This window comes from Streptomyces sp. SM10, assembly GCF_002910915.1.
In the GTDB taxonomy this organism is placed as follows: Bacteria; Actinomycetota; Actinomycetes; order Streptomycetales; family Streptomycetaceae; genus Streptomyces.
On sequence record NZ_NEUF01000063.1, the window covers coordinates 1 to 22611 of the forward strand.

General features: G+C 72.7%; 20 protein-coding genes and 2 tRNA genes. 7 read left to right on the plus strand and 15 right to left on the minus strand.

The annotated features are described in order from the left end of the window. The 3 genes from B9S57_RS08125 to B9S57_RS08135 all read left to right on the plus strand — a co-directional run. On the plus strand, positions 1-1077 hold a 1077-nt coding region (locus B9S57_RS08125), incomplete at its 5' end, for a peptidoglycan-binding protein (RefSeq protein ID WP_103514855.1). A gap of 33 nt (positions 1078-1110) precedes the next feature. Beyond that, positions 1111-3198 (plus strand): SPFH domain-containing protein, encoded by a 2088-nt coding sequence (locus B9S57_RS35250; protein WP_258036285.1) that lies wholly within the window; start codon positions 1111-1113, stop codon positions 3196-3198. Between the two features lie 168 nt (positions 3199-3366). Next, complete coding sequence (locus tag B9S57_RS08135) at positions 3367-3957, plus strand: lytic polysaccharide monooxygenase (protein ID WP_103514856.1); 591 nt, start codon at positions 3367-3369, stop codon at positions 3955-3957. Positions 3958-4016: 59 nt separating this feature from the next. On the opposite strand, the gene B9S57_RS08140 is transcribed toward B9S57_RS08135, so the two are convergent. From B9S57_RS08140 to B9S57_RS08170, 7 genes are all read right to left on the minus strand, one after another. Continuing rightward, a tRNA-Lys gene (locus B9S57_RS08140) sits at positions 4017-4090 on the minus strand. A gap of 262 nt (positions 4091-4352) precedes the next feature. Next, positions 4353-5111: an IclR family transcriptional regulator gene (locus tag B9S57_RS08145; RefSeq protein ID WP_103514857.1), complete on the minus strand. Its 759-nt coding sequence runs from the start codon at positions 5109-5111 to the stop codon at positions 4353-4355. Between the two features lie 176 nt (positions 5112-5287). Then, positions 5288-6121, minus strand: a complete 834-nt coding sequence (ehuA, locus tag B9S57_RS08150) for an ectoine/hydroxyectoine ABC transporter ATP-binding protein EhuA (RefSeq protein ID WP_103514858.1) — start codon at positions 6119-6121, stop codon at positions 5288-5290. Then, a complete protein-coding gene (ehuD, locus tag B9S57_RS08155) occupies positions 6111-6755 on the minus strand; it encodes an ectoine/hydroxyectoine ABC transporter permease subunit EhuD (RefSeq protein WP_103514859.1) in 645 nt (214 codons plus the stop codon). Before ehuD ends, ehuA begins: the two co-directional genes overlap by 11 nt. Beyond that, a complete protein-coding gene (gene ehuC, locus B9S57_RS08160) occupies positions 6752-7486 on the minus strand; it encodes an ectoine/hydroxyectoine ABC transporter permease subunit EhuC (RefSeq protein WP_103514860.1) in 735 nt (244 codons plus the stop codon). Before ehuC ends, ehuD begins: the two co-directional genes overlap by 4 nt. A gap of 19 nt (positions 7487-7505) precedes the next feature. Next, a complete protein-coding gene (ehuB, locus tag B9S57_RS08165) occupies positions 7506-8408 on the minus strand; it encodes an ectoine/hydroxyectoine ABC transporter substrate-binding protein EhuB (RefSeq protein WP_103514861.1) in 903 nt (300 codons plus the stop codon). Positions 8409-8626: 218 nt separating this feature from the next. Continuing rightward, positions 8627-9586: a D-2-hydroxyacid dehydrogenase gene (locus B9S57_RS08170; protein WP_103514927.1), complete on the minus strand. Its 960-nt coding sequence runs from the start codon at positions 9584-9586 to the stop codon at positions 8627-8629. 183 nt (positions 9587-9769) lie between these two features. On the opposite strand from B9S57_RS08170, the gene B9S57_RS08175 reads away from it, so the two are divergent. Then, positions 9770-10534 carry a decarboxylase gene (locus tag B9S57_RS08175; protein WP_103514862.1) on the plus strand — a complete coding sequence of 255 codons (765 nt, stop codon included), beginning with the start codon at positions 9770-9772 and terminating at the stop codon, positions 10532-10534. A gap of 88 nt (positions 10535-10622) precedes the next feature. Then, the gene (locus B9S57_RS08180) at positions 10623-11723 is read left to right on the plus strand and encodes an LLM class flavin-dependent oxidoreductase (protein WP_103514863.1); all 1101 of its coding nucleotides are present in this window, start codon (positions 10623-10625) and stop codon (positions 11721-11723) included. Between the two features lie 27 nt (positions 11724-11750). Here B9S57_RS08180 and B9S57_RS08185 read toward each other — a convergent pair whose 3' ends face one another. After that, positions 11751-13589, minus strand: coding sequence for a bifunctional diguanylate cyclase/phosphodiesterase (locus B9S57_RS08185; RefSeq protein WP_103514864.1), 1839 nt, complete (start codon positions 13587-13589; stop codon positions 11751-11753). Positions 13590-14011: 422 nt separating this feature from the next. On the opposite strand from B9S57_RS08185, the gene B9S57_RS08190 reads away from it, so the two are divergent. Continuing rightward, entirely contained in the window at positions 14012-15253 is a 1242-nt protein-coding gene (locus tag B9S57_RS08190; RefSeq protein ID WP_103514865.1) for a M6 family metalloprotease domain-containing protein, read from the plus strand. Between the two features lie 58 nt (positions 15254-15311). Here the strand turns inward: B9S57_RS08190 and B9S57_RS08195 are convergent. The 7 genes from B9S57_RS08195 to B9S57_RS08225 form a co-directional block, all read right to left on the minus strand. After that, a tRNA-Lys gene (locus tag B9S57_RS08195) sits at positions 15312-15385 on the minus strand. After that, on the minus strand, positions 15376-16068 hold the full coding sequence (locus B9S57_RS08200; protein WP_103514866.1) for a bifunctional DNA primase/polymerase: 693 nt from the start codon (positions 16066-16068) through the stop codon (positions 15376-15378). The genes B9S57_RS08195 and B9S57_RS08200 overlap by 10 nt, the downstream gene beginning before the upstream one ends. A 159-nt stretch (positions 16069-16227) precedes the next feature. Continuing rightward, the gene (locus tag B9S57_RS08205) at positions 16228-16569 is read right to left on the minus strand and encodes a hypothetical protein (protein ID WP_103514867.1); all 342 of its coding nucleotides are present in this window, start codon (positions 16567-16569) and stop codon (positions 16228-16230) included. A 73-nt stretch (positions 16570-16642) separates the two neighbouring features. Further along, positions 16643-17977, minus strand: a complete 1335-nt coding sequence (locus tag B9S57_RS08210) for an AAA domain-containing protein (RefSeq protein WP_103514868.1) — start codon at positions 17975-17977, stop codon at positions 16643-16645. Continuing rightward, positions 17974-19617: a hypothetical protein gene (locus B9S57_RS08215; protein ID WP_103514869.1), complete on the minus strand. Its 1644-nt coding sequence runs from the start codon at positions 19615-19617 to the stop codon at positions 17974-17976. The genes B9S57_RS08210 and B9S57_RS08215 overlap by 4 nt, the downstream gene beginning before the upstream one ends. Then, the gene (locus B9S57_RS08220; protein ID WP_103514870.1) at positions 19608-20792 is read right to left on the minus strand and encodes a hypothetical protein; all 1185 of its coding nucleotides are present in this window, start codon (positions 20790-20792) and stop codon (positions 19608-19610) included. The genes B9S57_RS08215 and B9S57_RS08220 overlap by 10 nt, the downstream gene beginning before the upstream one ends. Beyond that, entirely contained in the window at positions 20689-21636 is a 948-nt protein-coding gene (locus B9S57_RS08225) for a phosphatase PAP2 family protein (RefSeq protein WP_103514871.1), read from the minus strand. Before B9S57_RS08225 ends, B9S57_RS08220 begins: the two co-directional genes overlap by 104 nt. A 328-nt stretch (positions 21637-21964) precedes the next feature. Between B9S57_RS08225 and B9S57_RS08230 the strand changes: the two genes are divergently transcribed. Continuing rightward, on the plus strand, positions 21965-22561 hold the full coding sequence (locus tag B9S57_RS08230; RefSeq protein WP_103514872.1) for a histidine phosphatase family protein: 597 nt from the start codon (positions 21965-21967) through the stop codon (positions 22559-22561). Positions 22562-22611 lie beyond the last annotated feature (50 nt).

The window sequence follows — 22611 nt, forward strand, 5'->3', positions numbered from 1 at the left end:
GGCCGGGACACCCGTGCCGCCACGGAGGCCGACCCCCAGCCGGTCACCCCGCAGGGCTCCGTCGGGCCCCTGAACGGCGGCGGAGCCCCGGGCCCGCCCGCCCAGCCGGGCCAGGCGCAGCTGACGACGACCCGGACCGAGATCATCGACCGCGCCAAGAAGTGGGTCACCGCGAAGGTCCCGTACGACATGGAGGCGTACTGGTCGGACGGCTACCGGCAGGACTGCTCGGGCTTCGTCTCGATGGCGTGGAACCTCGGCAGCAACGAGTGGACCGGCAGCCTCGCCGGCTTCGGCACGAAGATCGCCCGGGCCGATCTGGAACCCGGCGACATCCTCCTCTTCCACAACCTGGCCGACCCCGCGGTGGGTTCGCACGTCACGGTCTTCGGCGGGTGGACCGACACCACGCACAGCCAGTACCTCGCATACGAACAGACCCGCCCGAACGCCCGCAAGGCGACGACGCCGATGGCGTACTGGAGCAACTCCTCGAAGTACGTGGCCTACCGCTACAAGGGCGTCGTCAGCGGCGCGAGCGCCGGCTCCGCGACGGCGTTCCCGGGTGCGGCGAAGTTCGGCGCCGGTGCGGACAACGCCCACGTGACCCGGCTCGGGGAGATGCTCATCGCCCAGGGCGGCAAGCGCTTCTATTCACAGGGCGCGGGGCCCCGCTGGAGCGACGCGGACAAGCGGGCGACCCAGGCGTTCCAGCTGGCGCAGGGGTGGAAGGGCAAGGAGGCCGACGGCGTCCCCGGCCCGCACACCTGGCGCCTGCTGGTCAGCGGCACCGGGCGCAAGATCCCTGCGGCCGGGACGGGCGGCACCCCGAGCGCGGCCCCGGCGTACCCGGGGAGGAGCTCCTTCCGGCCGGGCGGGACCGGTGACCACATCCGGCTGCTCGGAACCCGGCTGGTCAAGAAGGGATACGGCGCGCACTACGTGACGGGCCCCGGCACGCGCTGGACGGAAGCGGACCGCCGCAACGTCGAGGCGTTCCAGCGGGCCCAGGGCTGGAGCGGGAGCGCTGCCGACGGATACCCGGGGCCGGAGACATGGCGCCGGCTCTTCGCGTGACGGCTTGAAGCAACGCAACGCAACGGAACGGACATGACGGAGGCGGGAATGCGCTCGACGGAGAACGTACGGGGCGAGTGGGACGAGCTGGGCGAGCGGGACACGCGGGTGATCGTGCCCGGGCCCGGTGCGGGGGACGCGCAGGGAGAGCCGCCGGCGCGGGGGCTGCCGGTGGCGCCGGTGCACGAAGCCGGGGTGCCCGGGCCGGGCGCGGAGCCGGAGCCGGCGAGGGAGCGGCCCGCCGGGACCGGGGTCGCCGACGCGCCGCGGGAGGAGGAAGCGGTGCCCGTGGAGACCGCGGATCCGGTGACCGGCTCTCCGCGTGCGGCGGACTTGCCGGCCGTCGAGGTCGAGGACATTCCGGCGGACCTGGGTCCTGCCCTGGACGCGGTCGCCGTGGTGGGCCGCCCCGCCGCCGCGGCCACCGGCGTCATCCCCGTGGACCTGGACCTGGACCTTCCTCCCGATCGGGAGCAGGGCCTGGACCGGGACCTGGACACCTCCCCGGATCGGGAGCCGCTGGACTGGGAACCGCTCGGCCAGGAGCCGGTGTGTGACCTGGAGTCGCTCGAACCCGAGCCCCTGGACCCGGAGGCACCGGACCCCGGGCCGCCGGCCGGACCGGGGCCGGTGTGGGGGCCCCCGTCGCTCCCGGAGGAGGTCCCCGGCGCGGTGGACACCCGCAGCGGGCCGGGCGGACCGCTCGGCCTCCGGAAGCCGGAGCCCGACGGCACCGTGGTCCCTGACGGCACCATCGGCCCCGACGTGACCGTGGTCCCTGACGTGTCCGTGGTCCCTGACGAGGAGGGGGCCTCCGAAGGACCCGTGGCCTCCGGCGGGGCCCGGATCTCCGACGAGGCCGGGGCTGTCGACGCCGCCCTGGTCCCCGACGGGCCCGGGGCTCCTGGCGGGGCCCGGGTCCTCGACGGGTCCGGGGTCTCCGGCGGGGCCGAGCGCGCCCCGGTGAGGCTGACGGTCGGCGCCGCGGACCCGGTCGCCTGGTGGGGCGCCGGACGCAGGCAGCCCGTCATCTCCACCGAGACCACCGCGCCCATCCCCGTCCACCTGCTCTTCCGTGACGACGACCACGACGGCACGCCCGCCGGGGAGGGCGGCACCGCCGCGGGGGCAGGGACGGCGCGGGTGCCCGCCTTCCGCCGTCCGCCCCTGCCGCGTCACCCCCAGGCGCAGCCCCCCACCCGGTCCGCACCGCCCGCCGACCCCCGGCTCGTCGAGCGGCCCGGCCCCGTACTGTCCGGCTGGGCCGCGCTGTTCACCGCCGCGACGGGCGCGGCCGCCGGGCTCGCCGTGCTGTGGTGGCAGGGCGCGGTGCCCACCGCCGTGACCGCCCGGCTCGGGCTCGGGGCCCGCCCGTACGACGGGATCGGCACCGGCGTCTGGGCGCTGCTCGCCCTGCTGACGGCCGTGGCGCTGTTCGCGCTCTGCGGCCTCGGGCGGGGCCGGGCCGGACACGCCTCGGTGCTGACGCTCTTCGGGGAGTACCGCGGGAGTGTGCGGCGCACCGGTCTCCTCTGGATCTCCCCGCTCCTGCTCCGCCGCAGGGTCGACGTGCGGCTGCGGCACTGGCGCAGTGAGCCGCTGCCCGCGGTGGACGCGAGCGGTACCGCCCTGCGGGCCGTCGTCCTCGTCGTCTGGAGGGTCAAGGACACCGCGCGGGCCCTGTTCGGGGTCGCGGACCACGAGCGGTATCTGAGCGACCAGGTGGAGGCGGCGCTGGCGCGGGTGCTCTCGCAGCTGCCGGCCGACGCCTTCCACGAGGACACCCGCACCCTGCGCGACGCGGAGGCGGTGGGCGACGCGCTGACCCGGATGGTGAAGGCGGACTGCGCGCCCGTGGGTATCGAGGTGTACTCGGCGCAGCCGACCGGGATCGAGTACGCCCCCGAGGTCGCGGCCGCGATGCAGCGCCGCCGGGTGGCGGCCATCGACGCGAAGCACCGGGACGGGGTGCTGACCTCCGTGGTCGACGCGGTGGACGACACGGTGCGCCGGCTGACCGCGCGCGGCATCGTCGAACTCGACGGCTACGAACACAAGGCGCTGGTCAGGGATTTGACGGTCGCCTTCTACACCGGCCGTGGCGGCGGAGAAGGGGCCTGATCGCCTCCGGTTGCACCGGAGCGCGCCCTGAAACCCGATCCACATTGGTCTGGACATGTTCATGCCGCGTCAATAATCTGGACTTGGTCTAGACCGCACGACAGCATGCGCGCAGCAGAGCCAGAACATCCCCAGAACATCCCCCACGTTCTCGAGGAGCGACACAGCATGCGGAAAAGGGCAAGCGCGGCCGTCATCGGCCTGGCGATAGCGGGCGTCTCCATGTTCGCGACCGGCAGCGCCAGCAGCCATGGCTACACGGACTCACCCATCAGCCGGCAGAAGCTCTGTGCGAACGGCACCGTCACCGGCTGCGGCAACATCCAGTGGGAGCCGCAGAGCGTCGAGGGCCCCAAGGGCTTCCCGGCGGCAGGGCCGGCGGACGGCAAGATCTGCGCCGGCGGGAACAGCACCTTCGCCCAGCTCGACGACCCGCGCGGCGGCGGCTGGCCCGCCACCCAGGTCACCGCGGGGCAGGGCTACAGCTTCCGCTGGCAGTTCACGGCCCGGCACTCCACGAGTGACTTCCGGTACTACATCACCAAGAACGGCTGGGACTCCACGAAGCCGCTCACCAGGGCCGCGCTGGAGTCGCAGCCCTTCATGACCGTGCCGTACGGGAACCAGCAGCCCCCGGCGACACTGACCCACCAGGGCTCGATGCCCACCCAGAAGACCGGTAAGCACATCATCCTCGCCGTCTGGAACGTCGCGGACACCAGCAACGCGTTCTACGCGTGCTCCGACGTGCAGTTCTGATCCGACACAACGCACAGTGGGCGGTCTCCTCGGAGGGAGACCGCCCACTGTGGTGTCGGTGCGCCGTCAGGGACTCGAACCCCGGACCCGCTGATTAAGAGTCAGCTGCTCTAACCAACTGAGCTAACGGCGCCTGGTGACTCGAAAATAATACCTGGTCCCCGGGGGTGCTGATGACACGTGCCCGGCTCCCTCCGCGTGGCTCTCGCCACATCTCTCCTCGCGCCCCTTCCCATGCCCGCCAGGGGCACTTCCGGCCGACTCCTCCGACATCACCGCGCCCGTCCTGGTCAAGGACGACCAACGGTGGGCGCACCTTCGTCGGCGAGGTGTGGCTGCCGACGCCCGAGCAGTCGGCCCGCTGACCGAGGGGACACGTCGTGCGTGGACCGGCGTCAGAGCGCCAGCGACAGGAGGACCGGCGCGGCGCGCCGGTTGAGCGTGGCGGCCGCGGCGCGCAGCCGGTGCGCGTGCTCGATGGGCAGCGACAGGGCCAGGCAGCCCGCCGACGAGCCGGCCGTCAGGGGGACCGCCGCGCAGACCGTACCCACGGCGTACTCCTGCAGATCCAGGACCGGCACCGTCGCGGGCTGGCTGTCCAGCTTCGAGAAGAGCACCTTCTCGCTCGTGATGGTCCGCGACGTCAGCCGCGCGATCCGGTGCCGCGCCATGTGGTCGCGTCGGCCGTTCTGGTCGAGCTGGGTGAGCAGGCACTTCCCGATCGCGCTGGCGTGCGCCGCCGAGCGGAAGTCCACCCACTCGTTGACGGCGGGCGTGCGCGGCCCGTCCGCGACCTGCGTGACCCGGATCTCCCCGTCGACGTAGCGGCTGACGTAGACCGCCGCACCGACCGAATCCCGGAGCTGGACCAGCGTCTGCTGGAGCTTCGCCTCCAGGGCCCGCCTGCGGGCGGCTCCGGAGCCGAGTTCGAGGAGCGAGGAACCGATGATGTACGCGCCGTCGGTGACCTGCTCGACGTATCCCTCGCGGCGCAGCGTCAGCAGGAGGGGCGTGAGGTGCCCGGGCGGCAGACCCGTCTCCCGGGAGATCCGGGCCTCGGTCACCCCGCTGCCGTGCGTCGACACGGACTCGAGCACACGCAAGGCGTACTGCACGGAATGGAACGGCGCCTTCGGCTCGGGCTTCAACGCCACGGTTCCCCCTTCAGGGCATCTGCCAGGTGGTGACCTCAAGCTCACGACCCACGATAGTCGCCGAGAGGCGGATTTGGAGGAGCTGAAGGGGAGTTGATGGTGCGCCCCGGCATCGTCAGCAGGGGCGCACTCCAACGGCATATGCCAAGGTCATGAGCTCTATGCCAAAGGCAAGGTCACAGCACCGCGTTGAGGAACTCGCGCGTACGTTCGTGTTCGGGGTCGGTGAATATCTTCTCCGGGGATCCGGACTCCACGACCCGTCCCGCGTCGAACATGAGCACCTTCTCCGAGACGTCCCGGGCGAAGTTCATCTCGTGGGTCACGCAGAGCATGGTGATGTTGGTGTTCCTGGCGATGTCGCACAGCAGGTCCAGCACACCGGCCACGAGTTCGGGGTCCAGCGCGGACGTCACCTCGTCGAGCAGCAGGATCTCCGGCCGCATCGCCAGCGCACGCGCGATGGCCACGCGCTGCTGCTGGCCGCCGGAGAGCTGGGAGGGGTGGGCGTCGATCTTCCCGGAGAGCCCGACGAGGTCGAGCAGCTCCCGGGCGCGGGTCTCCGCCTCGTCCTTGTCCATGCCGAGGACGTTGACCGGCGCCTCGGTGATGTTCTGGAGCACCTTCATGTTCGGGAAGAGGTTGAACTGCTGGAAGACCATCCCGATCTTCTTCCGGGACTCACGCAGCTGCTTCTCGCCCGCGGGCTTCAGCGCGCCGGACGGCGTCCGCACATGCGACAGCGGGGAGCCGTCGACCCAGATCACGCCGTCGCTGACCTTCTCCAGCGTCATGAGCAGCCGCAGGATGGTGGTCTTGCCCGAGCCGCTCGGCCCGATCAGCGTCACGTGCTCGCCGCGCCGCACGGTGAAGTCCAGCTCGTCCAGCACCACGTGGTCGCCGTAGCGCTTGACGACCTTGTCGAAGCGGACCAGCGGCTCGACGCCCGTGGCCAGGGGGTCCGGGGCCGCGTCCGCGATCTTCCTGAGGGGGGCGGGTTCAGTGGCCAAGGCGCTTCTCCAGCTTTCTCATCAGCAGCGAGGTCGGGTAGCTCGCGACCAGGAAGATCAGCCCTGCGAGCGTCCACGCCTCCGTGTACGCGAAGTGGTCGGCCCCGTACTTCCGGGCCTCGAAGACCATCTCCTGCACCGTGATCACGGCCAGGAACGGGGTCTCCTTGAACATCGAGATGGCGTAGTTGCCCAGCGCCGGCAGCACGTTGCGCACCGCCTGGGGCAGGATCACCGCCTGCCAGGTCCGACGGGGTGACATGGACAGGGCCCGGCAGGCCTCCCACTGGCCCTTGGGGACCCCGTCGATGCCCGCCCGGTACACCTCGGAGGTGTACGTGGCGTAGTGGAGGCCCAGCACCACGATGCCGGTGGTCAGCGGTTCCACGGTGGGGAACACGGCCACCGCGCCCACCAGCTGGACCAGCAGGGGGGTGGAGCGGACGAACTCCATGACGGCCTTCACGGGCACCGTCACGAGGCGGGACGGTGCCCGTCCGGCCACCGCGATCGCGAGCCCGAGCACCGCCGCGACGAGTGTGCCGAGCAGCGTCGCCAGCAGGGTGGTCCGGAACCCTTCGAGCAGCAGGGGGAGGGCCTCATGGGCGGCGTCCCAGTCGAATGTCTGGTTCACCGGGAGCCTCCGGCCGTCGTGACGGGTTCGGCGCTACGGGCCTTGAACAGACCCCGGGCGCCGGTGTGCAGGCCGAGGCGCCGCTTGGCGGACCGCTCCAGCAGGTTCATCAGCAGCGTCAGTGCGTAGGCGAGCACGAAGTAGACGGCCAGCAGCAGCAGATACGCGGCGAGACTCTCTCCCGTCAGGCTGCGGACATGTTCGATCGCCGTCATCAGGTCGGCGGCGGAGAGCAGCCACAGCAGCGGGGTGGCCTTCAGGAGCTGGATCAGCAGGTTGGTGAAGGAGGGGATCATCTGCACCCAGGCCTGGGGCAGGATCACCTTCCGCATCCGGTGGAACGGCGACATGTTCAGCGCCACGGCAGCCTCGTACTGCGCGCGCGGCACCGAGTTGATGGCGCCGCGCACGATCTCGGAGCCGTACGCCCCGAAGTTCAGCCCGAGGGCCACCACTCCGCAGAGCAGGGGCGTCAGTTCGTAGCCCGTCAGCTGCGGCATGGCGTAGTAGAACCAGAACAGCTGGACGTAGAGCGAGGTGCCGCGGAAGAACTCCACGACGGTCCGGGAGACCCCGCGCACCGGCAGGAGCCTGCTCCCCGCCATCAGGCCGAGGGCGAAGGACAGCACCAGCGCGAACAGCGAACCCAGGACCGTCGCTTCCAGCGTCACCAGGAAGCCGGATCTGATCTGCGGGAACTCGTCGGCGAAGGTGGAGAAGAAGTCACTCATACGCTGTGGTCCGTCCCCGTCAGCCCTTGCACAGGTCGGCGGTCTTCAGATCGGCCGGCGGGACCTCCGTGGCGCCGAAGCCGTACTCCTGCAGCAGCTCCACGTAGCGCGACTTGTCGGAGACGATCTTCTTGAGCTCCCGGTTGAAGGAGTCCCGCAGGTCCTCGTTGCCCTGGCGGAACACCGCGCCGCCCGGGGAGAACTGCTGCTTGCCGTCCAGTTCGGGGACGAAGGCCTCGGTCACCTCGGTGTCGGGGTTGGTCTTCGCCAGCCAGCGCAGCGAGATGCCGGTGAGCAGGAAGGCGTCGACCCGGCCGCCCTTGACCGCGTCCGCGCCGTCCTGAGGCTTCTGCAGCGTCTTGATCTTCCCCTCGGCGATGCCCGCGCCCTTGGCGTACGAGGCCTCCACCGCACCCGACATCACGCCGACGGTGATCCCGGCGGCCTTCGCCGAGGCGAGGTCGGTGACCTGCTTCGGGTTGCCCTTCTTCACCATCATGGCCGTCGGGGAGATGAACTCCGGCTCGGAGAAGACGGCGTTGGCGCAGCGCTCGGGAGTGATCGCCATGCCCGCGCTGACCACGTCGTACTTGCCCGCCTGCAGACCGGGGATGAGGCCGTCCCACTCCGACAGGGTGGGCTTCAGCTCCTCGACGCCGAGCGCCTTGAATATCTCCCCGTGGAGGGTGGGCGCCTCGCCCTTGAGCTCCTTGCCCTCCATGTAGCCGTACGGGGCCTCGTTGGCGTAGGCGACCCGGACGAAGCCCTGCTTGCGGAGCTTGTCGAGGGCGCCCTCACCGTTCGCGGCGCCTTCGTCGGTCTTGCTGCAGGCGGAGAGCAGGCCGGGGACGACGAGCAGACCTCCCACGGCTGCCGATCGATTGAGGAAGCCCCGACGGGACAGGTGAGGGAAGTCAGCCATGGTTCGCAATCTCCTGGAGAAATCGGGGTGTCGAACAGTCCGGACAGACTGAGCACCTGCCCGATCCCGGACGTCTATGCAGGAAGCGCTGCCATGTAATCGAACGGTGGCCGGAAGGTGACCTTCCCGTGTCTCGTCGTGGGCGCAGGGCGACGACCGGTGTGCGGGGTGTGTTCCCCTCCGTGCGGCCGTCCATGACCGGCCGTCACGATGTCCGATCAGGCGGGGATGTCCGGAGAAGGGACGTAACCGCGCCGTATGTCCACCGTGTTGGGGAGGGGCTCACCCGCCGCCCAGAGTTCGTACATCGACACGAACTGCTCACCCAGCCGGTCCCGCCAGCCGGCCGTGTCCCCGCTCATGTGCGGGGAGACGAGAAGGCCGGGCACGTCCCACAGCGGGCTGGACGGGGCCAGCGGCTCCTCCTGGAACACGTCGAGCGCGGCACCCGCGATCCAGTGTTTGCGCAGCGCGTCGGCCAGGTCCTCCTCGACGGTGAGCGGGCCGCGGCCCACGTTCACGAAGTGGGCGGAGGGCTGGAGCAGCCCGAAGAAACGGGCGTCGAACATCCCGCGCGTCGTGTCCGTCAGGGGGGCCGCGCAGATCACCCAGTCCGCGCCCGCCGCCAGCCGGTCCAGATCCTCGATGCCGTGAATGGTGCGCCGCGCCGTGCGCCCGACGAGCGCCACCTGGACGCCCAGGCCGTGCAGCAGCCGCATGATCTCCCGGCCGACGGGGCCCGCGCCGACGACCACGGCGCGACTGCCCGCGAGCCCCCGCGTCTCCCGGTGCCGCCATTTGCGCTCCCGCTGGAGCTCCAGCGTGCGGGGGAGGTCCTTCGCGAAGGCGAGCACCAGCCCCGCGACGTACTCGGCGATCGGCAGCTCGAAGACGCCACGGGCGTTGGTCACGACGGTGGGGGAGGCGGCGAGCTCCGGACAGAGCAGCCGGTCCACCCCGGCGCTCGCCGTGTGGACCCAGCGCGGGCGGGGCGCGTCGCCGGGCCACGCCGCACGGACGGCGTCGGAGGTGAAGTCCCAGACGAGCAGCACGTCCGCCCCGGGGAGCTCACGGGCGAGCGTCCGCTCGTCGGCGTACCGGACGCGGGCCCGGCCGGTCAGCCGGCCCAGGCGCGGCGACGGGTCGGTGTCCAGGACGAGGATCACGGGAGTGGTCATCAGGAACGCCCACGCTCGCACCGAGGGGCGTGCCCGTCAACCGGACCTCCGTGGGGCGGGAGGAACCCCTGGTCACAGCTGTTGCGGGCGACGATACGGGGCCATAAGGGGAATACTTGTCCCAGGCAGGGGCACCGGTGACACGAGCACCGCAGGACATCCGGACGCACGGGAAGGATGGACATGACGACCGTAGGACTTCTCTACCCGGGCCACGCCGCGGAGGACGACTTCCCGCGCATCGAGGTCATGCTCGACAGCGACATCAGAGTGCCGCTCTTCCACACGGACATCGACGAGGACGACCGCAGGGCGGAGAACCTCCGCGCCGCGGGTACGCCGGACCGGCTGGCCGCCGGGGCCGAGGAGCTGCGGATGGCCGGTGCGGAATCGCTGGTCTGGGCGTGCTCGGGCGGCAGTTTCTCCTACGGCTGGGACGGGGCCCACGAACAGGCGGCGGAGCTGGCCAGGGCAGCCGGGCTCCCCGCCTCCAGCACGTCCGTCGCCTTCGTCCAGGCAGTACGCGAGCTGGGCGCCTCCCGGGTCGCTGTCGCCGCGACCTACTCCGACGACATCGCCGCGCTGTTCGCAGGTTTCCTGGAGGCCGGCGGCGTGGAGGTGGCCGCGACCCGGGGCAGCGGCATCATCGGCGCGTCCGAGGCGGCCGCCGCCGACGTGGAGCTCGTGAAGGAGCTGGCCGTGGCCGCGGACCACCCCGACGCCGAGGTGGTCCTGCTCCCCGACAACGCCCTGCACACCGCCGCGTACGTCCCCGAGCTGGAGGAGCTCCTGGGCAAGCCGGTCCTCACCGCCAACCAGGTGGCGGTCTGGGAGGGGCTCCGGCTGACCGACCGCCGCATCTGGGCCCCCACCCTGGGCACCCTCTTCGCCACCCGTGAGCCCCCGCTGGGCGCCACGGAGCCCCGGGGCATCGAGGTGCGGGAGTGAGCGACCCCGCCGGTCGCGGGGAATAAGCGGAGCCATCCTCCTGTTGGCCTCTCCGGTACACAGACGCAGCACCGGAGAGGCCGAACACGTGGACGAGAACCGAGGCGACCAGATTCGTGGCACGGCGGGCGGGACGGCCTCCGTGCCCCTGTCGGTGCTCGACCTGGTGACCGTGGGCCAGGGCCGCACGGCGACCCAGGCCCTGCGCACCAGCGTGGACATCGCCAGGCTTGCCGAGAGCCGCGGCTTCCACCGCTTCTGGGTCGCCGAGCACCACTCCATGCCCGGCGTGGCCTCCTCGTCCCCCGCCGTGATCCTCGCGCACCTCGCGGCCCACACCGAGCGCATCCGGCTCGGCTCCGGCGGCGTGATGCTGCCCAACCACGCCCCGCTGGTGATCGCGGAGCAGTTCGGCACCCTGGAGGCGATGGCCCCCGGCCGTGTCGACCTCGGCCTCGGCCGGGCCCCCGGCACGGACGGCGCGACGGCCGCCGCCCTGCGGCGCACCGACCGGCTGAACGAGGGCGCCGACGACTTTCCGCAGCAGCTGGCGGAGCTGACGCGCTTCCTGGACGACGACTTCCCCGACGGGCACCCCTACGCCCGCATCCACGCGGTCCCCGGGCCCGTGCAGGCCACCTCGCCCGGCGGGGTGCAGTCGCCCTCCCGCCCGCCCGTGTGGCTGCTGGGTTCCTCCGGCTTCAGTGCCCGGCTCGCCGGTGTCCTCGGCCTGCCCTTCGCCTTCGCCCACCACTTCTCGGCCCGGAACACCGTCCCGGCCCTGGACCTCTACCGGGAGTCCTTCAAGCCCTCCGCGGTGCTCGACGCCCCCTACGCCCTCATCGGGGTCGCGGCCCTCGCGGCCGACGACGAGCGCGAGGCCCGGCGCCAGGTGCTCACCGGGGCGCTCTCCATGGTCCGGCTGCGCACCGGACGCCCGGGTCTCGTGCCGACCCCCGAGGAGGCGGAGGCGCACGACTTCAGCCCCATGGAGCGCGAATTCGTCGACGGCTGGCTGAAGGACATCGTCCACGGCACGGCGGACGAGGTCCGCGGCGGACTGGACGACCTGGCCAAGCGGACCGGCGCCGACGAGCTGATGATCACGGCCAACGCGCACGGCGGTGACGCCCGGCTGCGCAGTTACGAACTGATCGCCGACGCCTACGGACTGCCCTCGGCGGTCTGACCGCGGCGTCGGGCCCCGGAGCGGTGTTCAGCCCTCCGGGGGCCGTGTGCCGATCAGTTCGGCGATCCGCTCCGGGGCCACCGCACGGGAGTACAGCCACCCCTGCCCGGTGTCGCAGCCGATCCGGCGCAGCCGCTCCGCCTGGCCCGAGGTCTCCACGCACTCCGCCGTGACCGTCAGGCCCAGCCGGTGCGCGAGCTGCACCATGGCCTCGACGATCGTCTCGTCGGCCGGGCTGGGGTGGGCGCCGTCCTCGTAGCGGAAGCCGCGTACGAAGGAGCCGTCCAGCTTCAGCACGGAGACGGGCAGCCGGCTGAGGTAGGCGAGGTTCGAGTAGCCCGTGCCGAAGTCGTCGATCGCGATGCGGACGCCCATGTCGCTGAGCGCCTGGAGCACCCGCAGCGGCCGGCCCGACGACCCCATGACCGCCGACTCGGTCAGCTCCAGTTGCAGCAGGCCCGGCTCCAGGCCGGTCTCCGCGAGGATCTCCGCCACGTCGGCGACCAGGTCGGAGTCCCGCAGCTGCCGCACGGCGACATTGACGCTGATGAAGAGCGAGGGCTCGTCCGGGTGTTCCGTCTGCCAGCGACGGGCCTGACGGCAGGCCGTGCGCAGCACCCACCGGCCGAGCTGGACGATCGTGCCGTCCTCCTCGGCGATCGGGACGAAGCGGCTCGGCGCCAGCAGCCCGAACCGCGGGTGCTTCCACCGCACCAGGGCCTCCACACCCCGTACGACCTCGTCCGCCATGCCGACCAGCGGCTGGTACTCCAGCGTGAACTCCCCGCGCTCGACGGCCGGGCGGAGCGTGGAGGAGAGCGCCTGACGGGTCATGCGGTGCGCGTTGCGCTCGGGGTCGAAGAGGGTCCAGCGGGCCCGGCCGTCGGCCTTCGCCCAGTACAGCGTGGTGTCCGCGGCCTGCATGAGCGCGGTCGCCGACGTGCCGGACGCCGCCCGCTCCACCACACCGATCGACGCGGAGACCGACAGCCGGTGCCCGGCCACCTCGAAGGGCCGCTGGAGGGCGGTGAGCACCGAGCGGGCGAGATCGGTGAGCTGGTGCGTGCCCGAGGAGTCGTCCACCAGGATCGCGAACTCGTCACCGCCGAGGCGGGCCACGAGATGGCCGCCGGTGCGGTGGTCGTCTGCCTCGGCGCAGTCGGTGAGCCGTCCGGCGACGGCGGCGAGCAGCCGGTCGCCGGTGCGGTGCCCCAGGGTGTCGTTGACCGCCTTGAAACCGTCGATGTCCAGGTAGCAGAGGCCGATCCGGCCGTGGTGGGGCGGTGAGCCCTCCTGGAGCGGGGGGCTCTCCAGGGCGGCGGTGAGCCGCTCGAAGAACAGGGTGCGGTTGGGCAGCCGGGTCACCGGATCGTGCATCCGCAGATGGCGCAGCCGCTCCCGCAGCTCGCGCCGGTCGCTGACGTCGGAGACGGACAGCAACGCACGGCCCGTGCCGCCGGCCGGGTCGCCCATCGGCACGAGGGTGACCTCGGCCCACAGGGGCCTGCCGTCGGCGTGCTTGAGCCGCCGGGTGCAGCGGAGCCGGGAGCGGGTGCCGCGCAGGACCTCGGTGTACGCCCGCCAGGTGGGGCTGTCCGAGGTGAGACCGACGAGGTCGGCCGCGAGCTGCCCGGTCAGGGACCCGGGGTCGGCGCCGAGGAACCCGCCCAGCGCCTCGTTCGGCCTGACGATCCGGCCGCGGGGGTCGACGACGGCCATCGGGAGCGCGGATGCGGCGAACGCGGCGCGGTAGTCGCGCAGCTCGGAGAGACCCGAACCCTGATGATCACGCTGCGTGACCTCTGGTGGCCCGGCGCCGGGGGACGTGCCCGCTCGGGGCACCGGCCCTTCGGAGGTTCCGCTCACCGCTCTCTCCCGCTGTGCAGATCGTCGTGAACAGGTGTGGTCGGGCAGGGCGTGGAGTGGAGAGCCGCGCCCGGGGCGGGAACCACGCAGGAAAACGAGGTGAAGCATAGAGGGTGGCGCCCCGGCCGTTCCAGCGTGCCCGTCGTTTCGGACACCTTGCACGCGCGTGGCCCACGTCTGCCTCACGCCTGTCCCTCGCACGTTACCCTCATGCGTTTTGGCGGCAGATGATCACTTCTGAGCCGATCTGGTGTTTTTCGCTTTCCGGGTGAGCGAATGTGACTTTCTGTGAGGGGGCTCCTCCGTTCCGGGCTGATCACCCCGGACGCCGGTGACCCGTGTGGGGCAGCACAACAGGGCGTGGGCCGCCGAATCGGCACAGGGTGAAGGTCAGGTACCGCATTCGCCACCCGGAGGTAGATGTGCCGCGTCAGCACGGATCCGGGGGAGTGGGGAGTCCGAGCCTGCGCCGTGCGGCGGCCGCTCTCACCTCCCTCCTGGCGCTCGCCGCCACCGGGCTCGTGGCCGGCCCCGCCTCGGCGGCCTCGCGCGACGCGGGACCGTGCGCCCTGCCCAGGACCGGTGCGCACCACTCCCTCGGCCTCGACACCTGGAACGACGCCTACCCGCGCCCCGGCCGAGGCCTCGACGCGGTGATGGTCTTCCTCTCGTTCCCCGACTCCGATCCCGTCGTGTCCCCCGAGATCCTGGCCGCCGACTACTTCCCCTCGACCACGCAGTTCTTCCAGCGCGCCTCGTACGGGAAGTTCACCCTGCACGCCCACCCGCAACAGCGGTGGACCCGCATGCCGCACCCCTCCACCTGGTACGGCATACAGCGCGACTGGAGCTCCGAGCGGCGCAGCGACTACCTGCGGGACGCGATCGACGCCGCCGACGAGCAGACCGACTTCTCCGCCTACGACATCGTCTACCTCGTCGCCGACCCGGACGCCCCCGGTGTCGACTCCGACGCCACCAAGGTCGTCAACTTCGACCGGCCGGTGCGCGCCGACGGCACGGACATCAGGCGCGTCGTCACCGTCTTCGAGGAGCACCCCCCGGACCGGAACGTCCTCGCGCACGAGACCGGACACGTCTTCGACCTGGCGGACCTCTACCACCGGCCGGAGGACGGCAAGGGGGACTGGGACACCTACGTCGGGGACTGGGACGTGATGGGCAGCCAGTTCGGGCTGTCCCCGGACCTGTTCGGCTGGCACAAGTGGAAGCTCGGCTGGCTGGAGGGGGAGGAGGTCGTCTGCGTGCAGGGCGCCGCCGACCTCACCCTGGAACCCATGGCCGAGGTGCCGGTGCCGGGTGCGTCCGTCGGGACCCGGCTCGCGGTCGTCAGGACCGGTGCCGACAGCGCGCTGGCCATCGAGGCCCGCAGCGCCACGGGCAACGACCGGACGACCTGCGCCGAGGGCGTCCTCGTCTACCGCATCCGCAACGCGACACCGTCCGGCGGCGGCCCGGTCGAGGTGCTGGACACCCACCCCGACTCCGACGCCTGCTGGGACCGGTCGGTCTACCCGCCGCTCGCGGACGCCCCGCTCCGGGAGGGCGAGCGCTTCACCGTGCCGGGCGAGCGCATCCGCATCGACGTCGCCGACCGGACCCGGTCGGGAGCCTGGACCGTCCGGATCACCACCGGCACCTGAAACCGGGCCGGCGCACGAAGAAGCCCCCTCGCTTCCGCGAGGGGGCTTCTTCCGTCGGTGCGCCGTCAGGGACTCGAACCCCGGACCCGCTGATTAAGAGTCAGCTGCTCTAACCAACTGAGCTAACGGCGCCTGGTGACGTCGTAGACATTAGCACCCGGATCGGCGGGAGGAAAAATCGAATTCCCGGTGGTCGACGGGGCCGCCGACCTGCCCACCCGCACACAGGCCCACAGCAGCACGTCCGGGCCAGGCAGCCAGGGGCTACGGGTGTCCGGGGCGACCACCCAGCGGGGTCCGGCCGAGTCGGCGCCGCCGGTCAGCGACGGGACGGTGACCGCGTCCCCCGTGCCGTGGCAGAGCACCGGGGGCAGAGCGCCCTGGTGCCCGCGCGCACTGTCCGCGGAGCCCGTGCCCCACTCCTCCCAGGCCAGCAGGGACGGCAGGCGCTGGGCCGTGCCCGGGGAGGCGAACAGCAGCATCCGGCCCCGGTGCGTGGCGACCGGGCCGGACCCGGGCCCCTCCGCCCAGAGCCGCTCCAGCATCCGCCGGCCGAACAGCGCGGGCACGTTCACGACGTCGAACGAGGAGCCGCAGGGCAGCACGCCCGGGGAGGTGGGGCGGGCCTCCCACTGCGAGAGCGTGCTGCGCGGGTAGGGCGTAGCGGCCGCGAGCCAGGCGGCGCCGGACGCCGTGACCTGAGCGGCCCGGTCGTCCGCCCGGTGGTCGGCGCGGTCCCGGAGCAGAGCGAAGATGTCGACACCGTGGTGCGGGGCGGCATCGGTCCGCAGGGTCGTTCCGTCATATGCGCTCATGACGTCATGTCTACCGGGCGTGACGCTGCTGTTCCCCAGAGTTGCCGAAAGCCGGACAGGGCGCGGGGGGACGGAGTATCTTGCCCGGCGGCATATGCCACAGGTGTACCCGCAGTGACGAACGGACGCAGCGCCGGGACCCCGTGGCCGCGCCGGCGGTCAGGGCGCCGGATCGTCCAGCAGGGACCGGCCGAACTCGATCATCTTCTTGGCGTAGTCCTCGGTCCACTCCGCGCGCTCGGCTATGTCCGCGGCCGTGAGCCGGTCGAAGCGGCGGGGGTCGGCGAGCTGGGCGGCGGCCACGGCCTGGAACTCCACGGCCCGGTCGGTCGCCGCCCGGAAGGCGAGCGTCAGCTCCGTCGCGCGGGACAGCAGCTCCTTCGGATCCTCCATCGACTCCAGGTCGAAGAAGTGCTCCGGGTCCGCCGCCGCCTCCGACGGCTCGAAGAGCAGCGGCGCCGGACGCAGCCTCTGCCGCTCGTTCCGCTCGGACTGTGCCATGTGGTGTTCCTCCCTCGGACGGCCGGACGGCCACCTTCCATTGTCCAGCCCGGCGCAAGAGCGATGCCCAGGATCAGGGCCTCCAATGCACGCGGTGCTCGGCGAGGTGGGCCAGCACCGCGTGGTTCGCCTCCCAGCCGTCGGGGAATTTCACCGTCACCCCCAGCTGGACCGGCTCCGTCGACGGGTGCTCGTCCAGCAGGTCCGCCACCCCCGCGCGGCACACCACGACGCACGCGTGCCGGTGCCGCGAGGCCAGCACGCAGAGCCGGCCCGTCTCCAGATGGAACGCCGTGGCGTCGGGCCGGCCCGACAGGGGATGCAGCACCACGGTGACGTCGAACTCCCGGCCCTGCAGCCGGTTCGCGGTGTCCACCGCCACGCCCGTCACCCCCAGCTCACCGAGCGCCGCCCGCACCGCCGCGGCCTGGTCGCGGTGTGCCGTGCCGACCGCGACCCGCTCCGCCGTCACCGGGACCGGACCGGGCGCCCGCTCGCTCGTCGCGGCGCCGCCCCGGTCCAGCAGCCGGCGGACCACCAGGGCCACCGCCCGGACCGCCTCGGGGTCCGTGCGCGGGGTGTGCCGGGCCGGCAGCTCGAGCAGCCCCCAGCCCGACTCCGCCGCCTCGTCCAGCACCCGGTCCGGGCCGGACCCGTCCGAGGGCACCCCGAACGACAGCCGCCGGTCGCCGTGGTCCGTCCCGCTGCGGAAGGGGGTGTACGGGTAGAAGGCGTCCGAGACCAGCGGCGCCGCCGAGGCGGGCAGCCGCCACGACACCGGCAGCCGGTGCTGCGGCAGCTCCGGATTGTGCGCCAGCAGCGTCGAGACGGCGCTCGCCGACGGGTCGTACGAGAGGCCGGCCCACTGGTCGGCGCCCACGATCGAGAACGGGTCCAGCTGACCCGGATCGCCGACGAACAACGCCCGCTCGAACAGGCCGGCCACGGCCAGCAGCGCGTCCGACCGCATCTGGTAGGCCTCGTCGACGATCGCGTGGCCCCACGGCTCCACGTTCTTCACGTGGGCCCACTTGGCGGCCGTGGAGATGACGATGTCCAGGCCCGCCAGATCCGCCGCCTTCGCCGACTTCCGCACGTTGTCCAGGCCGTCCAGGACCTTGTCGTACGGATCGGAGTCGCTGCTGTGCAGCCGGCCCACAGGCAGCTCGGGAGCCTTCTCCGCCAGCCGCGCCACCAGGTCGTCCACCTGGGCGTTGGTCTGCGCGACGACCATCAGCGGGCGGCCCGCCGCGGCCAGCTCCAGCGCGGCCCGCACCACCAGCGTCGACTTCCCCGCGCCCGGTGGCGAGTCCACCACGATGCCGCGTGCCGTGCCCCGCAGGGTGTCGCCCAGGATCGCGTCGGTCGCCCGGGTCGCCGCGGCGCCCGGGTCGGTCACGGCTGTCACAGGAGGTCCTCCGCGGTCACGGGATCGGGCAGCTCGGCAGGTCCGGCGGATCCTCCGCCGGCGCCCGGCGGGCCGCCGTGGGTCCACGGGGTGTCCTCCGGGTCGGGGAGCTTCGGACCGCCCCGCTGGTCGTGCTCGAAGAGGGTCCAGGCGATCCGGTCACCGGGCTCGGGCACCGAACCCGGCGCCGGCTCCTTGCTCCGGCCCATCCGGTCGGTGATCCGCAGGACGATGTGGACCGGTCCGTCGGGCCCGGTGTCCGCGGTCCCCCCGGCGTCCGCCGCCGCGTACCGGACGAACTCCGCCGTCTGCGGCTTTCCGTCCAGCGAGCGGTAGACCTTGGTCCGCTCACCGAGGTGCGGGCGCTCGCCGGTCCGCACCGTGACCAGGGGGCGCGGCGAGGGCCGCTTCGACTCGCTGTACGCCATCTCCACCTCCGTCACCTCCCCGATGAACGCCTCGCCCGCCAGCCTGCGCCCCGCCAGCACCAGCGGATCGTCGAGCGCCTCCTGGGCCTCCAGCTGGGCCTGGGCGGTCTCCCGCGAGGCCAGCTTCTGCGCCGCCGTCACCGCGTCGTCCCGGCGGGGCTGCGGGGGCTCGCCCGCCCGCACCCGGTCCCGGTGCGCCGTGAACGACCACCGGTCCCTGGTCCAGCGGTCCTCGGTCCGGGACCCCTCCGGCAGCTCCCGCAGCAGGTCCAGTCCCCGCCACACCGCGTCCCAGGTGGGCAGCAGCACGCTCGCCAGCAGTGACCTGATCTCCCGCTCGGCACCGCTCAGCTCGCCGAGCCGGGTGTCCGAGTCGAGGCCGTCCTCCGCGGCGGCGTAGGCCGTGCGCGCCCGGTCGTACCGCTCGATCGCGGGGGCCAGCAGCCTGTTGTCGAAGGCCGGGTCCGTCGCCGGGCCGGCCGGCGGGCAGAGCAGCTGACCGGCACGGTCCCGGTCCAGCTCCGCCCGGAGGGCCGCCTCCGCACCCGACTCGCCGTCCGGCGGGTCGACCCAGGCGAGCAGCGCCCCCAGGTGCTGGTCCTCGAGGCTGCTCTGGCCGGTCGCCCAGTGGCGGTTCAGCAGATCGGTCGTGGCCAGCAGCAGCGAGGAACCGGGGACCCTGGCCCGCTCCCCGTAGTGCGTCAGCCAGCGGCCGAGCAGCGGCACGCGGGCGGGGGCCGGGTAGGGCGTGTCCGGGTCGTCCTCGACGGTGCGGCGGAAGCGCATGGACCGCCCGAGCAGCCGTACGAAGTCGATGCCGGCCCTGCTGGGCACGATCAGCTGCGGCGCGTCGGCGCACAGCTCGACCTCGACCTTGACCTTCTTGCCGGTCCCGGGATCGACCTCGCTGCGCTCGGCCGGCTCGACGACGTCGGCGTACGACTCGATGTGCGGCAGGACCGCCTCGGCCAGCTCGGCGAGGAACGCGAACCGAAGATCGCGGTCGCGCGGCTGGGCCACCGCCAGCAGACGGGGCGCCGTGCGGTCCGTGCCCACGAGCGCGCCGAGCGGGGCGCCCGCCTCACCCGCGGTCGTGAGCGGCACCAGCACGAGGGGGCCCTCGGCCAGACGGCGGTGGCGCACGGTGGCCAGGGGCTGGGCCCGGCCGCTGTCCACCGCCTCCATCCGCGCCAGGGTGCCGATCAGTGACATGGAACGCCGCCGTCCACTCCGGTCAGGGCCTCGGCGCGCAGGGCGGCCGCCCTGCGCAGGGCGGCCACCGTCGGGTCGGACGGGTCGCCCTCCTTGCCCGCCGCGGCGGCCAGCACCCCGGTGACCGTCGTCAGGCCCCCGAGCTCGCCCCGGACACTCCGGCCGAGCGACTCCACCGCGCCCTCGGCGCGGGACGTCGCCCGGCAGTGGAAGGCCAGCTCGCACGCGGCCAGGCACTCGGGGGCGTACGCCGCGGGGACGGCCTCGACGGCGCCGCCGAGCTCCTCGGGGGAGCGGTCCGGATCGAACGTCGTGCCCTCGGGCAGGGCCGCCGCGATGTCCTCGACACGGGTGAGCCTGGTCAGCTGACGGCTGGTGACCGCGCGCTGTTTGCGCACGTCCACGACGGAGGCCGTCGGCAGGTTGGAGAAGTCCTTGGGGCAGACCAGCAGAACCCGGTGCCCCACCCGGGCACCCTCGGTCACCGCCGCGACCCGCTCCAGCGCGAGGACGTAGACGGCGGACTGGCGCGCCGCCGCCCCGACCTTCGCGGCGTCCGCGGAACCGTCGATCATGGGGAAGGACTTGATCTCGACGACCGTCCAGGTGCCGTCGGGGTGCACCACCACGGCGTCCGGCTCCAGATAGGCGGGCGATCCCGCGACCTCCAGGGCCAGCATCGGATGGTCGAGCAGTGCCCAGCCGCCCGACGCCGTGGCCTCGCGCAGCGCCAGCGCCGTGCGCGCGGCGCGGCCCTCGGGGCCGGCGGCCGTCAGGTCGGGCACCGCGGCGACGGCCGGTGGCTCGGCTCCGACGCCGAGCTGTTCGAACAGGAGGCGCAGCAGCTCCGTACCGCCGTCGGCCTTGACCTTCGTCTCGAAGGCGTTGCCCCGGACGAACGCGAACTGGGACTGGCCGAACGCGGCGGGGGAGCCCAGCGCGGTGGCCAGCCCGGCCTTGTCGACGCCCGCGCCGTCCAGCAGGGCGCGCCGCTTGCATCCCGGGTTGGCGGCGAGCGCCGCCAGTGCGCGTGCGTCGAGCGGATGCGGCGCGACGGACGGGCCGCGCAGCTCAGCGAGCCGCTGCCGGAGCGTCGTCGTCGGCGGCGGCTGCGGAGCGGGTGCGCGGGTCGCTGGAATCTGCGGAGGCGGTCCGCTGGCCGGGTATTCGCTCACCCGCGGAAGTCTTGCATCCGCCACTGACAATCGTGGACTCCGTGGGGGTGAGAGATCCGGGCGTGCGGGCGGACACCGCCCTCACCCGGTCCTTGACGCGGTCGGCGAGCCGCATGAACGGCCTGGTCAGGAGGGCACCGACGGCCATCACGGCGGCACCGGCCACCGCGTCGAGGAAATAGTGGTTCGCCGTGCCCATCACGACGAGCACGATGACCAGCGGATAGGCGACGCCCGCCGCCCGGACGAGCGGGTGGCGGCCGTGGCGCCACAGGAGGACGCCGCACCACACCGCCCAGCCGACGTGCAGGCTCGGCATCGCGGCGTACTGGTTGGTCATCCCGCTGAGTCCGCGCGGGGCGCTCGCGCCGGCGCCCCACCAGCCGTACGCGCTGTACTGGGCCATCGTGTCGACGAAGCCGTGGTGGGCGTCGAGGAGCCGGGGCGGGCAGGTCGGCATCAGCGTGAAGCCGACCAGCCCGAGGAGTGTGGAGGTCATGAGCCAGGTACGGGCCGCCCGGTAGGCGGCGGTACGGCGCCGGAAGATCCAGACCAGGACCGCCGGGGTGACCACGTAGTGCAGCGAGGCGTAGGCGAAGTCGGCGGGTATGCCGAGCGTGGGATGGGCCGTCAGCAGGCGGTTGAGCGGGTGCTCGGCGTTGAGGTGCAGCGCCTTCTCCAGGCGGAGTATCGCGAGCCCGTGCTCCACCGCCCCGGGTATGTCCTCCCGGACCAGCAGCCGCCCCATCGAGTAGAGCCCGTACACCACCGCGATCAGTGGCAGTTCCGTCCACCAGCGGGGCCGGTGACCGTACGACGGTGTCGCGGCGGTGGCGTGCGGCATCCGGCAGCTCTCCCCTTGTTCATGCGGTCGACGGCGGGCGTTCAACCGTACGGCGGTCGTATGCCCTGTTTTCCTTCGGGGCCACGTCCTCGGCCGGCGCCCCTGACCGGCGCTCCTGGTCATGCGCTGAGAGGGACGCGGGCGCCGCCCCGGGGGTTGCCCGTGCGGCAGGTGCGAGATGATGGAGCGGGGGCTCCGCCCGCGCCGGTCCCCGGCCGGTCGCCCGCGTCCGCAACCCCGTCGCCGTCCCGGACACCGCTGTCCCGGACCCACCAGATCCTAGGGTCCCCGGATCATCGGATCTCAGTATTTTTCAGGGAGAGCCGTCATGGCACCGCGAATCCTGCTCGCCCGGCACGGCCAGACACAGTGGTCGGTCCAGGGCAATCACACCGGCAGGACCGACATCCCCCTTCTCGGCACGGGCCGCGAGGGAGCCGAGCTGCTCGGCGAGCGGCTGCACCGGGAGCCCTGGGGCGGCCTGCCGGGTGTGGAGGTGCGGACCAGCCCGCTCGTCCGGGCGGCCGAGACCTGCGCGCTCGCCGGCTTCGGCGACCGGGCGGAGCCGTGGGACGCGCTGATGGAGTGGGACTACGGGGACTACGAGGGCCTGACCCCGGCACAGATCAAGGCGGACCGGCCGGACTGGCTCATCTGGCGCGACGGCGTGCCCGGCGGCGAGACCCTGGCCGAGCTCACGGCCCGGGCGGACGAGGTCGTCGCGTGGGCGCGGTCCGCCGAGCGCGATGTGCTGGTCTTCGCCCACGGGCACATCCTGCGGGCGCTCGGGGCGCGGTGGCTGGGGGAGGACGTGTCCTTCGCCGCACGGATCCGCCTCGAGCCGACCTCGCTGTCGGTGCTGGGCTGGGCCTACGGCCTGCCGGCGCTGGAACGCTGGAACGACACGGGCCACCTGGACCGTTAGGGCGCGAGTGCGGCCGTGCGGGGCTCTGTGCGGGCGAGGGCATCGCCCTC

Coding starts and splice junctions, on each gene's coding strand:
- B9S57_RS35250 (WP_258036285.1), top strand. CDS start 1,111: ATGACGGAGGCGGGAATGCGCTCGACGGAGAACGTACGGGGCGAGTGG.
- B9S57_RS08175 (WP_103514862.1), top strand. CDS start 9,770: ATGACGACCGTAGGACTTCTCTACCCGGGCCACGCCGCGGAGGACGAC.
- ehuB (WP_103514861.1), bottom strand. CDS start 8,408: ATGGCTGACTTCCCTCACCTGTCCCGTCGGGGCTTCCTCAATCGATCG.
- B9S57_RS08170 (WP_103514927.1), bottom strand. CDS start 9,586: ATGACCACTCCCGTGATCCTCGTCCTGGACACCGACCCGTCGCCGCGC.
- B9S57_RS08205 (WP_103514867.1), bottom strand. CDS start 16,569: ATGGCACAGTCCGAGCGGAACGAGCGGCAGAGGCTGCGTCCGGCGCCG.
- B9S57_RS08225 (WP_103514871.1), bottom strand. CDS start 21,636: ATGCCGCACGCCACCGCCGCGACACCGTCGTACGGTCACCGGCCCCGC.
- B9S57_RS08200 (WP_103514866.1), bottom strand. CDS start 16,068: ATGAGCGCATATGACGGAACGACCCTGCGGACCGATGCCGCCCCGCAC.
- B9S57_RS08215 (WP_103514869.1), bottom strand. CDS start 19,617: ATGTCACTGATCGGCACCCTGGCGCGGATGGAGGCGGTGGACAGCGGC.
- B9S57_RS08135 (WP_103514856.1), top strand. CDS start 3,367: ATGCGGAAAAGGGCAAGCGCGGCCGTCATCGGCCTGGCGATAGCGGGC.
- ehuC (WP_103514860.1), bottom strand. CDS start 7,486: ATGAGTGACTTCTTCTCCACCTTCGCCGACGAGTTCCCGCAGATCAGA.
- B9S57_RS08230 (WP_103514872.1), top strand. CDS start 21,965: ATGGCACCGCGAATCCTGCTCGCCCGGCACGGCCAGACACAGTGGTCG.